This window comes from Geminocystis sp. GBBB08 (assembly GCF_016743215.1).
Taxonomy (GTDB): domain Bacteria; phylum Cyanobacteriota; class Cyanobacteriia; order Cyanobacteriales; family Cyanobacteriaceae; genus Geminocystis.
Genome location: NZ_VRZC01000095.1, coordinates 1 through 14585 on the forward strand (window position 1 = coordinate 1; position 14585 = coordinate 14585).

Sequence of the window (14585 nt, forward strand, 5' to 3'; positions counted from 1 at the left end):
CAAAACGGGAAAAATCAATTCTGATTACTTTTCCCTCTTCCCTCTTCCCTTTTTCCTATCCTCATCGAGAATTGATGATAAAGATGCAAGATCTAAGTTGAATTACAGTCATTGCGAGGTAACGAAGCAATCCCATAGAACAGATACTGAAAAACTTCTTAACAAAATCATAAATTGTTCATTAACGCGATCGTCTATTTTCATAGTAATAGTTTTCATCTTAATTAAATATTACAAAAAATAAATAATATTATCCCTTATATAATCCTCTGTAATTACTATTGTATTAATGTTGTTTTATCTCGTAGCTTATGATATACCTGATGATAAACGGCACAAAAAAATTTCCGATGTCTTAGAAGGATATGGCTCAAGGGTACAGTATAGCGTCTTTGAGTGTGTCTTGAATCTTAAGCAATATAAAGAATTGAAAACCAGATTAAAAAAAGTCTTTAAAGAAGAAGAAGACAACTTGAGATTTTACCCCATTTCTGATCATACCCTTAAACAAGTAGAAATTTGGGGACAAGGTTCGCAACTCACAAAACCGCCAAAATCCACCATTATCTAACTGCGACACAAAACGGAAATTACCTCAAATGCAGTAAATGCGTTGGATGGGTCGATAAGAGACTAGTCAAGGCTTTTAGGTATGTATAATAAAATAAATAAAGAGCAATCTTGAAAAAATTGAGCTGAAGGTCGCAACCCTCCCCTAGACATCAGACAGGGTAAAGGGTTAAAATAGGGGGAATCGCTATCCTTCGGGGTAGTAGAATTAATGGAAACATGAGATCAATTACTTTTTTTTGATACCAAACGTACCCTTGTGTGATCGCTATCCTTCGGGGTAGTAGAATTAATGGAAACTATTTGTAGATCATATTTGCCGTCAGTATAGTATTCAATTACTTGAAATCGCTATCCTTCGGGGTAGTAGAATTAATGGAAACTATACTCGTTTCTCGTGTCTTTATACACAATATATTATCGCTATCCTTCGGGGTAGTAGAATTAATGGAAACTTGCTACTTATGGTTAAACAAATTAGGTTCGATTCATCGCTATCCTTCGGGGTAGTAGAATTAATGGAAACTATTTTATTAATTTATCATTACACTGTAAATCTTTAGCTTTTATCGCTTTCCTTCGGGGTAGTAGAATTAATGGAAACTATTTTATTAATTTATCATTACACATTAAATCTTTAGCTTTTATCGCTATCCTTCGGGGTAGTAGAATTAATGGAAACTCTTCTAAACAGAAAAAAACTGAAGCAATAGTTGGGGAAATTAAAATCGCTATCCTTCGGGGTAGTAGAATTAATGGAAACTATCATAAGCTACCCAACTTCCGTCATACCAGAGGCGGCTATTATCGCTATCCTTCGGGGTAGTAGAATTAATGGAAACTTAATGATTCTTTTATGCTCAAAGTCTAAAATATTCAAAAAATATCGCTATCCTTCGGGGTAGTAGAATTAATGGAAACTAAAACTCATTATAATGATAAGTTTGAAACTTGTAGTTATCGCTATCCTTCGGGGTAGTAGAATTAATGGAAACGAAGAAAAATATCAAGAGGTTTTAGAAATATACAAAGAAATCGCTATCCTTCGGGGTAGTAGAATTAATGGAAACCTCCTCTTTAACTATTGGTAAGCTATTAGCGTTTTTCATCATAGTTTGAATCGCTATCCTTCGGGGTAGTAGAATTAATGGAAACTAATTGTAAGTGATGGTTTTGCTTTGGTGTTAACAACTGATAATCGCTATCCTTCGGGGTAGTAGAATTAATGGAAACAAGTGACACAATCTTTTGTTGCCGAACTCGAGAAAATCGATCGCTATCCTTCGGGGTAGTAGAATTAATGGAAACTAAGCAGTCCAGCTACTATCAAACCAAATTTTGTTATTTTCGTATCGCTATCCTTCGGGGTAGTAGAATTAATGGAAACTGATTTTGATCATAAATCTCTCCCCAATAAGAGAGAACGATCGCTATCCTTCGGGGTAGTAGAATTAATGGAAACAATTATGGAGATTTCAGTTGATATAATGATTCCTAATGATATCGCTATCCTTCGGGGTAGTAGAATTAATGGAAACAAATCTTTTGATTCTGCTAAGGGAACTAAATTGATTAGATCGCTATCCTTCGGGGTAGTAGAATTAATGGAAACGTGGACATATTAATTTATCGGAAATAGGATTAGATGGAGAAATCGCTATCCTTCGGGGTAGTAGAATTAATGGAAACAGGGTTATTGAACAGTCCGTATAAGTTTAAATTTGATTTTCCGTAAATCGCTATCCTTCGGGGTAGTAGAATTAATGGAAACTTCTACCCATTACGGTAACATCGGCAGTATAACCGTTAGTATCAATCGCTATCCTTCGGGGTAGTAGAATTAATGGAAACACTATAAAGTGATATAAGCACATAGGTAAATACAATAATATCGCTATCCTTCGGGGTAGTAGAATTAATGGAAACTTAAAGCCAACTTTGCATAAATAGTCATATTGAGCTTCTTCTGGTATAGAATCGCTATCCTTCGGGGTAGTAGAATTAATGGAAACAAAACTATTAGCAGATTTTTTAAATACACTAAAAGAACTATATCGCTATCCTTCGGGGTAGTAGAATTAATGGAAACAGTTGATTATAGTTTTTAACTGCTGAGAATATTCTCAGATCGCTATCCTTCGGGGTAGTAGAATTAATGGAAACAATGACTTTCCTTTTCTAGGAGAAATACTAATTATTAGATTTTTTATCATCGCTATCCTTCGGGGTAGTAGAATTAATGGAAACGTCAAGATAAGCGGTTAAAGCTAATTTGAAGTAACGAATCGCTATCCTTCGGGGTAGTAGAATTAATGGAAACGTAATTGGTACTCTAAATCTTGAGAAATGAACTTGTTTGATAACACCGCTATCCTTCGGGGTAGTTGCCCCTTGATCTCCGAATCCTTAATGTCAGGACAAGGTTTAGGGTTTAAAACAAATTTTATGTAATACAATTTCAATCAGGATACAAAAACATACCTTTAATCCCTTCTGGATCTAATACAAAACCTAAACGACGATAAAAATCGACTACATGAGGATCGGCAAATAAAGTAACATTACTAATATCATCACTGCGTAATTTTTTGATCAAATATTTCATAAATGTTTTGCCTAAACCTTTATTTTGAAAACGAGGATGTATTACCACATCCCAAATAGTGGCGTTAAAAGCTTGATCAGATGTAGCACGAGCAAATCCGATCATTGTAGTTTTTGCTCCTTTTACTTCCCATGCTGATGCCACTAGATAGCTATTTTCTAAGGCTTTCCTCACTTTACGCAAAGGGCGTCTAGCCCAGCCAACGGAGTCACACAATTCCTCTAGCTCATATAAATCAATATCTTCATTGCTACTAAAGAATATCTTACTAGAGCCGAAGATTTTTGGGTCAAGGGTAAGCCAATCTCTGTCATAGATTTTGTCAGAGACGTTATTTTTATTATCTGTTTTTGTAAACAATTTCTGCAACCAAACCATGCCTATATGGCTAACTGATTTACAAGTAGTTTATTTTATGTTTGAACGAGTTAGCATAAGCCTTCTGTTTAAGCACTAAAAAATAATAACATATTGACGGTTATCAGTAAATTAATTGATCCTTAGTTGATTTTAAGTGCTTTTGTGTTTAAAATCATCTTGAATCATTGAAAATTTAATCAATTCAACGAAGATAACTTAATCAAATCAAAAAAATATGACTACTGTTAATGCTTATGCCGCTAGGGAAGTAGATGGAAGTTTGAAACCTTTTCAGTATGAATTAGGAGAAATTGGTGCTTATGAAGTTGATATTGCTGTTAAACATTGTGGTATTTGCCATAGTGATTTAAGTATGTTAGAAAATGCTTGGGGTGTAACACAATATCCCTTTGTACCAGGGCATGAAGTGATTGGAACAGTTAAAGCCATCGGCAAAGATGTAACTAATCTGAAAATAGGTGATTATGTTGGTTTAGGATGGCATTCAGGTTACTGTTTAACTTGTCACCAATGCTTAAGGGGCTATCATAATATGTGTGACAGTGCTGTAGGAACAATAGTAGGCAGACATGGAGGTTTTGCGGATATTGTGAGAGCAAAAGTGCCTAGTGTAATCAAATTACCTGATAATATTGATGCCACCACAGCCGGACCATTATTATGTGGTGGTATTACAGTGTTTAATCCCTTAATCCAGTTTAATATTTTACCAACTGCTAGTGTGGGAGTGATTGGTATTGGTGGTTTAGGTCACATGGCTTTACAGTTTTTACGGGCCTGGGGGTGTCGAGTCACAGCATTTACTTCTAGCGAATCGAAAAAAGAAGAAGTCTTAAAATTGGGTGCCCATGATACTCTTAATTCCAGAGATCCAGAAAATCTCTCATCTGCTAAAGGACGTTTTGATCTAATTTTGTCCACAGTTAATGTCAAACTTGATTGGAATAGTTATTTAGAAACCTTAAAACCACAAGGTCGTCTTCATGTATTAGGTGCTGTAATTGAGCCAGTGAATCTTAATGTTATGCCGATGATTTTAGGGCAGAAATCTTTATCAGGTTCACCAGTGGGAAGTCCGGCAATCATTGCTCAGATGCTAGAATTTTGCCAACTACATAATATTAAACCTGTAACCGAACATTTTCCTATAAGTCAGGTTAATCAAGCAATGGCACATCTAAAATCAGGAAAAGCCCGTTATCGTATCATTCTTGATCAAGATTGATTAGTTGTTTTCTTTCTTCAAGATCACAGAGAGATAGCAAAATATAGCAAAAACTTCCGTATTTATAAACTCTATGCACCAAATCGTTATTAAATTAAGGTTCTTCAAAGATAAATTATCATGAGTCAATCTAATTCTATCGTGATTCAAGTACCAGCAACTACCGCTAATTTAGGTTCTGGTTTTGATTGTATTGGTATGGCGTTAACTCTTTATAATCAGTTTGAATTTAGTTTAAGTAATGACAAAACTACTTTTACCGTGGTTGGTGATGGTGCAGATAAAATTAGTTTGAGTGATGATAACTTGCTCTATCAATCTTTTTTGCACTTTTATCAACATCTGGGCTTAACTCCTCCTTCTATGGACATCAAGATTAGTATTAATGTACCTTTAGCTCGAGGTTTAGGTAGTTCCGCTACAGCCATTATTGCCGGATTATTAGCTGCTAATTATTTTTCTCCTCAAAAATTACCCTCACCAGAATTAATTAATTTGGCGATCGCCATTGAAGGACATCCAGATAATGTTGTACCGGCATTTTTAGGTAATTGTATGTTATCAGTAGGGGAAGATAATAAATGGCATTTTGTCCCGATTAATTGTCACCAAGATATTAAAATTATTGTAGCAATACCTGATTTTGAACTATCAACGGAAGCAGCCCGTTCTGTATTACCGAAAGAATTAAGTTATCACGAAGCTATTTTTAATATTGCTCATTTAGGATTATTAATTAAAGGTTTAGAAACTGGGAATGAAGACTGGCTAAAAGAAGCCTTAAAAGATAAATTACATCAACCTTACCGTAAAAGTTTAATTACCGGTTATGATCAAGTTTATCAAGCCGTTATTAAGGCTAATGGTTATGGTATGGTTATTAGTGGAGCAGGTCCGACTTTACTAGCTTTAAGTTCCAGTATCTACGCTAATGATGTTATTATAGCCATGAAGAAAACATGGGAAAATTTAGGTATAAAAGCTGATGTTAAGAGTTTAGATTTAGATATTCAAGGGGCTATTCTAAAGGAAAAATAATTATTAGACGGAATTGCACAATGGCGGAATAGATAGTGACTTAATAACAGGCAAGATGTCTATTCCACAATTATTAACTATTGATTATTAACTATAAGTACAGATGGTTTCAACTAATAGCAGAATCGGAATTGTGGGAGCAGGAACTTCAGGAGTATATCTTGCTAATTTGTTAATTCAACAAGGTTTTAAAGTTGACTTATTTGAAAAATCCCCTGTACCTCGTACCGATGGATGTGGTATTCTGATTGTTCAAGCAGGGATGAAAGCACTTCATCAAGGAAATCCGCAAATAACCGAAAAAATTATTAACTCAGGAGATAAAGTGAAACTATTCGAGTTTCGTAACCTTCGTGGAGGTGTTGTCAATTCAGAATCAGTCACCTATGAAGAAAACGAATTACCCGGAATGCTAGTACATCGTAAAGCTATTTTAGAAGCACTCTTAGCCCCATTACCTCCTGACACAATTCATTTTAGTACAGAATTAGCATCTATAATCCAAACTGAAAATAGCGTTATCGCACAGTTTAAAGACGGAAGTAAGTGGGAAGGAGATCTTTTAGTTGGTGCTGATGGTATAGTTTCTAAAGTTCGTCAATTTGTAGTTCCTGATGTCGAATTATATTACTTAGGGGATTTAGTATGGCGAGGAGTCGTTACAGATAATAGCTTTTGCCCTGAAGGAAACTTTTTCGTTTATGTGCGCGGAAGAGGAATTTATGCTAACTTCTTTCATATTGGTGACTCTCGTACTCATTGGGGCTTCTTTTTAGAAACAACTCAATCAGATACCCAAAAAGGAAAACTACAACCTGAGAATATCACTATTCCTTCTCAAGAATTAGCGAAATTGCCCGAAGATGCCCGAAACATAATTGAGTCAACCCCTTTAGAAAACATTGTTTGTCGTTATTCTTATGACATTGATCCTCTGCCAAAACTTTATCAAGGGCGTATAATTTTAATCGGTGACGCTGCCCATGCCAAAAGCTCAACACGAGCAAGGGGTATGACTTCAGGTTGGGAAGACGGTTTATCTTTATCTCGACATCTCACCTCTAGTGACAATATTACAGACGCTCTAGCTAATTTTCAAGCAGAAAGATTACCTATAGTTCACGAATATCAACGTACTAGTCGAGAAATTAGTCAAAAAGTTGGTCGTCGTTAACTATAAACTACGAATCATCAAAAGATTTCTTGCAGAAGTCGAGGGAATGGTGAATAGGCTTTGCTCATAATTAAGTAAGCTATGATGTTAATTAATATTGTAATTTGAAAAATTATTTTCAATCATGACTCTTTCTCTTAACCGTGAAATTATTTATCCTGATAGTGACGGGCAACCTATGGCAGAAAACACCAAACAGTTTCGTTGGATAGTATTACTCAAAGAAAACTTAGAATGTTTATTTGCCCAAAATCCTCAAGTATTTGTCGCTGGAGATTTATTATGGTATCCCGTAGAAGGAAGGGCAGATATTCGAGTAGCCCCTGATGTTTTTGTAGTTTTTGGACGGACAAAAGGCGATCGTGGCTCTTATCGTCAATGGCTTGAAGAAAATATTACCCCTCAAGTAGTGTTTGAAATTCTATCTCCGGGTAATACTCTCAAAGAAATGATCAAAAAACAGCAATTTTATGATCGCTATGGAGTAAATGAGTATTATATTTATGATCCTGATGCCAACGAATTAACAGGGTTACAGCGACAAGAGGGCAATTTAACGGTGATTGAAGACATGACAGATTATATCAGCCCTAGATTGGGGATTCGTTTTATGATGACACCCGAAACCTTAAAAATTTATTACCCTGATGGTAGCCCATTTTTAACCACCATCGAATTTAAACAACAAGCTGAAAGAGAAAAACAACGAGCTGATGAAGCACAATTAGAAATTCAGCGTTTGCGTCAACTATTACAACAATCAAATCAACAATAGACTTATTACCAAAATTAGGAAAATAAGGGATAAATCCGTTACTACAAACCAATTAAATATATTTTTTCATAAATTTATTGATTTTATTATGTAGGGCGATGCACCGCTCACAATTCTCGCCGTGGTTTATTGAAAAAGTACTGTAAATAATAATCAATGAATAAGTCGGTTAATTGATGAAAATAAAGAAAAATTGACCTTAAACCTGAAACCTAGTAACATCATGAATTATTAATTTATCGCTAATCTTATCGCATTATTGCAAAAATTATGAAAGTATTAATTGCTGATTTCGACTTATTTTTAAAAATAGGTGGAGGACAAACTTTTTATCGTCAAATTATTGAAAAAAACCCTCAAATACAATTTTATTATCTCTTAGAAAAAGAAAACAATAATAATATTCGCCCTAATAACGCTCATGGTATTGCTTATAAGCCAATTTATCAAATCCATGATTTAAATAATTATATTAACGTAAATCCCCCTCGTTGGTCTTATCGTTCTTTTACCCTTGCGAGTAATATCGCTAATTCCGTTACTGGCTATAGCTTTGATATAGTTGATGCTCCTGATTATGAACAATATACTCTCTTTTTACGTCCGGCGTTAGAATATCACGGGGTAAAATGTGATAAAGTTGCTCTTTCTATGCACGGTAAAATATCTACAACTTTACAGTTAGATTGGTTTGGCTCAACAGAAGTTAATATTCCTTTAGATATAGAAGAAAAGATGCAATTTAAAACGGCTGATATTCGCTACGGTATCAGTAAAAGTTATCTTCAAGAATGGCAAAATTTAGTAAATTTAGAAACTCAATATTTTAATCCTTTACATTTTATTGATTTACCAAAATCTCAACCATTAAATAATAGTCAAAATAAACCTAATTTATATTTTATTGGTAGAACTGAAAAAAGAAAAGGTGCTGATATTTTTATTGACTTAGTTTGGTGGTTATCTCCTAATAATTATCATCAAGCTAGTATAATTGGTCCTCATAGTTATAGTGAATTTGGTGATTCTTCAAAAGTTTTACTGCAATCGATGATTGATAAACGATTAATTAATATTGATATTCAACCCTCAAAATCCCGGACAGAATTAGATCAACTTTTTGCTCAACCTGCTCTTACTTTTCTTCCTTCCCGTTATGATACCCTTAATTTATTAGCTCTTGAATCTTTATTTTCAGGTTGCCCTACTGCTATCGGAAGTGGTGCAGGAGTTTGTCAATTTTTAGAAGATAATTTTCCTCAATTACCTTGGATTAAAATTGATGTTAATGATACATATAAATGTCTTCCTAAATTAACGAATATTTTAGAAAACTATTATGATTATCGACAACAATTAAATCAAGCTCTACTAACTATAAATACTGATACTAATGATCCCAATTTAAAGAGCATTTATCAAACAAATAGTAACCATGATCAAAATACATCTTCAGAATTAAAACAATGGTATTCACAGTTAATTAATTATTGGCGATCGAGATCTGAAAATAAAAACTATCTTAAAAGTATCCCCAGTAAAATTATTAATAAAGCCATAAAACCACCCATTAGCAAAGCTAAAAGTAAGCTAATTAGATATGCAGAAGATACACGAGCATCTCAACTGATAAAATCCCCTTTTATTGCTTCTCAATATCATAAAGTATTTACCCTTAGTGAACAAACGGAATTAGAAATAGAAAAAAAATTGCAACAAGTATGGAATTTAGCAGAAACTTTTGAAGCAGAAGCAAAAGGTATTAAAGGAAAAATACAAAGTGCTTTTCGTCTTGATAGAGTAAGAGTATGGCGAGAAATTGCCCGTTTAGAACAAATGCGTAATAATGATTTAGTGGCAGCAACCTATTATTTAAGAAGTATGAGGGCTTTAGGTAGGGATAAATTTAATGAATTACCTTATGTATTAAAAACTTTAGCAGAAAAAGGTTTTAAACCGGAAGCAAAAGTTGTTGAAGCCATGTTTAAAGACATTAATCAACAAACAGAAAAAACTTTCAATATTTTGAATGAAACTTATCAAAATAACCTTAAATATTTACCTCAAGAATATGAATTTATAGACGAAAGAAGAGCTAAAGAAAATTATCAAGTATCGGTGATAGTTTCTTTATATAATGCTGCCCCAAAATTACCGTTATTTTTAAAAGTTTTAGCAGAACAAACTTTAGTCAAAAAAGGATTAGTTGAAATAATTTTAGTGGATAGTGGTTCACCTGATGAAGAATATCAAGTATTTAAACAGTTACAACTAGAATTAAATCTGCCTATTGTATATTTACGCTCTCAAAACCGAGAAACTATCCAAAATGCGTGGAATAGAGGTATTTTACTGTGTCGATCGCCTTATATCACTTTTTTAGGAGTAGATGAGACGATTTTACCTGAATGTTTAGAGATTTTAGCCCATGAATTAGAAGAAAATTCCGAGATTGATTGGGTGATAAGTCATAGTTTAGTGACAGAAGTAGATTTACAAGGTAATCATGTTCATGATATTATGCTTTATAATAGGGGTAATTATGACCAAAATTTAGTCTATCTTGATACTTGCTACCTTTCCTTAGTAGGTGGTTTATATCGTCGCAACATTCATGACAGATTTGGTTATTATGATTCTAGCTATCGTGGTGCAGGAGATACAGAATTTAAAAACCGAATTTTACCTCATATTAAAAGTAAAATGATTAATCGAGTTTTAGGCTTATTTTGGAATTATCCTGATGCACGGACAACTCAAAGTCCTATGGCAGAAATAGAAGATATTAGAGCATGGTATTTACATCGAACTTTAGGAGGAGTTAAATATGCTTTTGGCAATAAAAATCATGAGGAAATTGAACAATTTTTAATTAAAACATTAGCTTATCGTAAGTCTTATTGTCAGCATATTAGCAGTGATTTAGAATATGCTTATAATTTGAGTCAATTGTTAGCAGAAATTAAACCTTCATCGCCATTATTACAACTAAAACCGACTATTGATCAATTATTTTTAGCCTATCGTCAATTAGATTGGATAGAAGATTTAACCACTTTTTCCCCTAGTAAAATGTTATGGAATACTCGTAAATTAGGAGAAAAATGTGAGACTTTACATCGTCAAATTGTGTCAAAATTCGGCTATCATAATTTTAATCCTAACTATGATATTTTCCATGATAATCGTCATGAACAACACGCAAATTTATGGAAAACGTAAATAATGAGGAATGAGTAATTAGAAATTTGTAGGGGTGAAAAGGCTTCACCCAAGTAATGAGGAATTAGTAATTAGTAATTGTGGAATAGGCATCTTGCCTGTAACTCCTCTAGTCAACCTGTCAACCTGTCTCCTCCTCTCCTTAGTCTTCTTTAGGGATGTATCGAACCATCCGGCATAGTTGTACCTTTAAGATTAACACCATTTAAGACACTGTTGCGCAAAGAAGCACCTTTTAAATCTGCTGATAATAAGTAAGCATCAATCAGACTCCCACGATGTAAACAAGTTTCCACTAAATTAGTTTTTTCTAGTAAAGTATAACAAAAAATGGTATTTTTTAAATTACTATTCTGCAAATTAGCTTCCCGAAGATCGGCACCCCAAAAAATAATTTTATTTTTATTTGATAATTTGATCTTCAATTCTGATAATTTTACTTGATTAACATTAGTATTGCGTAAAATTGCTCCAGTGAAATTCGCACCCCGAAGGTTAGCTTTTTCTAAATTAGCCCCTTGTAAAATCGCTTCACTTAAATCAGCACTACGCAACTGACAGTTAGTTAAATCGGCACAGTTTAAATTAGCTTCAGTTAAATCACAACCTTGAAGATTAGCTTGAGATAAATCCGCACGAGTAAAATCTGCACCTGTGAGAATAACACCGCTTAAATCTGCACCGCGTAAATCTGCACGAGTAAAATTAGCACCAGTAAAATTCGCTCCTGTTAAATTACAATTTTGCAAATTAGCATAACTAAAATTAGTATTTGTTAAAGAAGATTTGCTTAGATTTCCATGACTTAAATCAGCATGAAGGAGATTAGCACTATTCAAATTTGCCCAACTTAAATCAGTATAACTGAGATCTGTATGAATTAAGTTAACTCCAATTAATTTAGCACTAATAATACGAGTATGAGTTAAATCTGCTCGACTAAAATTTGCACCACTAAAATCACTACTGCTCAAATTTGCCCAATTTAAGTCTGCTCTTGTGAAGTCTATTTGTGTTAAGTTTACTTGAATTATATCTTCTCTCGATAAGTCAACTTGACTAAAATCTCTTTCTCCATGATCATATAATCTGAGCATTTCATCAGCATTCATGCTTAAAAAACTATTTTAAAAATAGTAAAATTTAATGAGATTATTTTAAACTTTAACTGCTATTTTTTCCCAAAAGTTAGTCATTATCTTAAACTTAGGGCAATGCACCGCCCACAATTTTTCCTAAAAATTACTCAGTAAAATATCTAATTTTTTTTCTTCCTCTAATTTATATAAATCCTCACAGCCGCCGATATATTCATCATTAATAAATATTTGAGGTACTGTTTTTCTATTGTTTGCCCTTTGTGCCATTAATTTTCTTGCTTCTTCATCACCATCTATTTTATATTCTTGAAAATCACATCCTTTAAGCCATAATAAAAATTTTGCTTTGATACAGTAAGGACAAGTTTGCCATGTATAAATTTCAACTGTGGCGTTTATATCGGCAATTTTTTGTCCAAATATTCTACTAATTATATTTAACATTTTTATTTTTTATAATATTTTCAATAAGTTAAATTTTATAATGAGTTAGTTTTTATTTTAAAAACCAACAGATTAACCTTTATTTGTCAATAGGTTTTATTTTAATTTTAGCCCAAAAAGTCAAAATTTCTTGCCTAAAAAACTGATTTATTTTTTCTCTTTGATTGATTAAATAAATACTAACTAAAGTTAAACATACTCCTTGCCATTGTAGATCAGAAAGTCTTTCTTCTAGTAATAAATTACCAAAAGTTAAAGCAAATACAGGAGTTAAAAAAGTTAAGGCACTTAAACTGGTTAAGTTTCCTTTAGAAGCTAAGAAAAAGAATAATCCGTAGGCGATCGCACTACCAAAAATTGTCGCATAAGCAATAGATAACCATGCACTCAAATCAAGATTAATCCATTGAGAAGTTTCAAATTGAAAACTGAGGATAAATAAAACAAATCCTCCCATGATTAAATGCCATCCCGTAGCCACAACAGGATCAACATGACGGGAGATATAAGGTATTATAACAGTACCAGTAGCCATAGATAAAGAAGCTAATAACATCAACCATTGCCCATTATCAAATAAACCCTGCCAACTAAATTCTAAACCAGTAAAATTTCCTTGCCACCAATTAAGAATCCACTCATCAGGTAAGCCAATTAAACTAATGCCAATAATACCGATAAATAAGCCTAACCATCCCCAAAAACCAATAATCTCTTTAAATAACCAACGAGATAAAATTGCTACCGCTAAAGGCTGAGAATCAATCATAACCGAGCCTAAACCTGCTCCCGTGCGCTCTAAACCTTCACCTAAAAACCCTTGAAACATTAAACCATCTACGAGGGAAAATAAGCCAATCCATAGCCATCCTATCATTGTTATTGGTTGATATTTACCTAGAAAAATAGCTACTAATAACACTAATATTCCAGCGGGAAATATTCTCATTCCTGCCATAAATAATGGTGTTGTTTGATCAATAACGCCTTTCATTGCCACCATAGCCGTACCCCAAAGAAAAAAAGGCGCAATTAAAATAACAGGAGTGAAAAAAGATGAATTATACTTAAAATTTAACTGCATTAATGGTTAATATTGAAAAGTTAGTCTATTTGTTACAATAACTTCGCATAGAGCATCGGAGGCTTTAGTCCTGGGATGCTCTATGCGACACCCTTGAGGGTCCAGTGAATATTTAATTTAAGATTATTTGTCATTTTTAATTTTATCATGTTAAGATAATTACGTCAGCATAAATAACATAAAATGTTTATTTTAGAGTTTAAAGCAATCGGCAAAACAACTCAATACCAAGCTATAGAAGAAGCGATTAGAACAGTGAAGTTTATTCGCAATAAATCTCTTCGTTTCTGGATGGATAATAAAGGGGTAGGGCAAAAAGGATTATATGCCTACTCTACTTTGTTGCGTAAAGAGTTTCCTTTTGTAGCTGATTTAAACTCAAGTGCTTGTCAGGCTTCTATAGAACCAACTTGGTCTGCTATTTCTCGTTTCTATGACAACTGTAAAAAGCCTTCTGTTAAAAAGAAAGGGTATCCCAAATTTAAGAAAAATCAAAGAAGCGTAGAATATAAGACAAGTGGTTAGAAGTTATCTGATGACAGAAAGTCTATCACTTTCACTGATAAAAAAGAAATAGGTAAATTAAAACTTAAAGGTAGTCGAGATTTAAACTATTTCCAAATTGATCAGATTAAAAGAGTAAGAATTGTTAAACGTGCTGACGGGTACTATGTTCAGTTCAACATCAAAGAGGATGTGAGGGCAATAAAACCAAAAGAATATGAACCTTCCTTACATTGTGTCGGTATTGACGTTGGTTTAAAATATTTTTATGCTGATAGTGACGGAAATGTGGTTGACATCCCACAACATTATCGTAAAGCTGAAAAACAATTAAACAAACTCAATCGCCATAAGTCTAAGAAGTTTAGGAAAGGTAAACCTGTTTCAAAAAACTACTTAAAAGCTAAAAATCGATATGCTCGGAAACATCTAAAAGTAAGTCGGCAACGAGAAGAGTTCGCCA

The 14585-nt window shown here is 33.4% G+C and carries 10 protein-coding genes, 1 pseudogene and 1 CRISPR repeat array; of the genes and pseudogenes, 7 read left to right on the plus strand and 4 right to left on the minus strand.

The window, feature by feature from the left end:
• Positions 1-289 precede the first annotated feature (289 nt).
• The gene (gene cas2 / locus FWJ34_RS12480; RefSeq protein ID WP_308255650.1) at positions 290-571 is read left to right on the plus strand and encodes a CRISPR-associated endonuclease Cas2; all 282 of its coding nucleotides are present in this window, start codon (positions 290-292) and stop codon (positions 569-571) included.
• Between the two features lie 182 nt (positions 572-753).
• A CRISPR array of direct repeats spans positions 754-2890; the repeat unit is 36 nt; unit sequence ATCGCTATCCTTCGGGGTAGTAGAATTAATGGAAAC.
• A gap of 138 nt (positions 2891-3028) precedes the next feature.
• On the opposite strand, the gene FWJ34_RS12485 is transcribed toward cas2, so the two are convergent.
• Positions 3029-3553 (minus strand): GNAT family N-acetyltransferase, encoded by a 525-nt coding sequence (locus tag FWJ34_RS12485; protein WP_308255651.1) that lies wholly within the window; start codon positions 3551-3553, stop codon positions 3029-3031.
• Positions 3554-3770: 217 nt separating this feature from the next.
• Here FWJ34_RS12485 and FWJ34_RS12490 point away from each other — a divergent pair, with 217 nt between their 5' ends.
• The 5 genes from FWJ34_RS12490 (at position 3771) to FWJ34_RS12510 (ending at position 10990) form a co-directional block, all read left to right on the plus strand.
• Positions 3771-4781, plus strand: a complete 1011-nt coding sequence (locus FWJ34_RS12490; protein WP_308255652.1) for an NAD(P)-dependent alcohol dehydrogenase — start codon at positions 3771-3773, stop codon at positions 4779-4781.
• Positions 4782-4901: 120 nt separating this feature from the next.
• Positions 4902-5819, plus strand: a complete 918-nt coding sequence (gene thrB / locus FWJ34_RS12495) for a homoserine kinase (RefSeq protein WP_308255653.1) — start codon at positions 4902-4904, stop codon at positions 5817-5819.
• Positions 5820-5922: 103 nt separating this feature from the next.
• A complete protein-coding gene (locus tag FWJ34_RS12500) occupies positions 5923-6993 on the plus strand; it encodes an FAD-dependent monooxygenase (protein ID WP_308255654.1) in 1071 nt (356 codons plus the stop codon).
• Between the two features lie 124 nt (positions 6994-7117).
• Positions 7118-7768, plus strand: a complete 651-nt coding sequence (locus FWJ34_RS12505) for a Uma2 family endonuclease (protein ID WP_308255655.1) — start codon at positions 7118-7120, stop codon at positions 7766-7768.
• Between the two features lie 270 nt (positions 7769-8038).
• Entirely contained in the window at positions 8039-10990 is a 2952-nt protein-coding gene (locus FWJ34_RS12510) for a glycosyltransferase (RefSeq protein ID WP_308255656.1), read from the plus strand.
• A gap of 152 nt (positions 10991-11142) precedes the next feature.
• Here the strand turns inward: FWJ34_RS12510 and FWJ34_RS12515 are convergent, their stop codons facing one another.
• The 3 genes from FWJ34_RS12515 to FWJ34_RS12525 form a co-directional block, all read right to left on the minus strand.
• Positions 11143-12102, minus strand: a complete 960-nt coding sequence (locus tag FWJ34_RS12515) for a pentapeptide repeat-containing protein (protein WP_308255657.1) — start codon at positions 12100-12102, stop codon at positions 11143-11145.
• Between the two features lie 123 nt (positions 12103-12225).
• Complete coding sequence (gene grxC / locus FWJ34_RS12520; RefSeq protein WP_308255658.1) at positions 12226-12534, minus strand: glutaredoxin 3; 309 nt, start codon at positions 12532-12534, stop codon at positions 12226-12228.
• A gap of 79 nt (positions 12535-12613) precedes the next feature.
• On the minus strand, positions 12614-13618 hold the full coding sequence (locus tag FWJ34_RS12525) for a DMT family transporter (protein WP_308255659.1): 1005 nt from the start codon (positions 13616-13618) through the stop codon (positions 12614-12616).
• Positions 13619-13801: 183 nt separating this feature from the next.
• Here FWJ34_RS12525 and FWJ34_RS12530 point away from each other — a divergent pair.
• A pseudogene (locus FWJ34_RS12530) lies at positions 13802-14585 on the plus strand (RNA-guided endonuclease InsQ/TnpB family protein); the annotation flags it as partial.

Bases quoted from the DNA above. Each gene is read 5' to 3' on its own strand.
- cas2 (WP_308255650.1), top strand. From the start codon at position 290: ATGTTGTTTTATCTCGTAGCTTATGATATACCTGATGATAAACGGCAC.
- FWJ34_RS12510 (WP_308255656.1), top strand. From the start codon at position 8,039: ATGAAAGTATTAATTGCTGATTTCGACTTATTTTTAAAAATAGGTGGA.
- FWJ34_RS12485 (WP_308255651.1), bottom strand. From the start codon at position 3,553: ATGGTTTGGTTGCAGAAATTGTTTACAAAAACAGATAATAAAAATAAC.
- FWJ34_RS12490 (WP_308255652.1), top strand. From the start codon at position 3,771: ATGACTACTGTTAATGCTTATGCCGCTAGGGAAGTAGATGGAAGTTTG.
- FWJ34_RS12525 (WP_308255659.1), bottom strand. From the start codon at position 13,618: ATGCAGTTAAATTTTAAGTATAATTCATCTTTTTTCACTCCTGTTATT.
- grxC (WP_308255658.1), bottom strand. From the start codon at position 12,534: ATGTTAAATATAATTAGTAGAATATTTGGACAAAAAATTGCCGATATA.
- FWJ34_RS12500 (WP_308255654.1), top strand. From the start codon at position 5,923: ATGGTTTCAACTAATAGCAGAATCGGAATTGTGGGAGCAGGAACTTCA.
- thrB (WP_308255653.1), top strand. From the start codon at position 4,902: ATGAGTCAATCTAATTCTATCGTGATTCAAGTACCAGCAACTACCGCT.
- FWJ34_RS12505 (WP_308255655.1), top strand. From the start codon at position 7,118: ATGACTCTTTCTCTTAACCGTGAAATTATTTATCCTGATAGTGACGGG.
- FWJ34_RS12515 (WP_308255657.1), bottom strand. From the start codon at position 12,102: ATGAATGCTGATGAAATGCTCAGATTATATGATCATGGAGAAAGAGAT.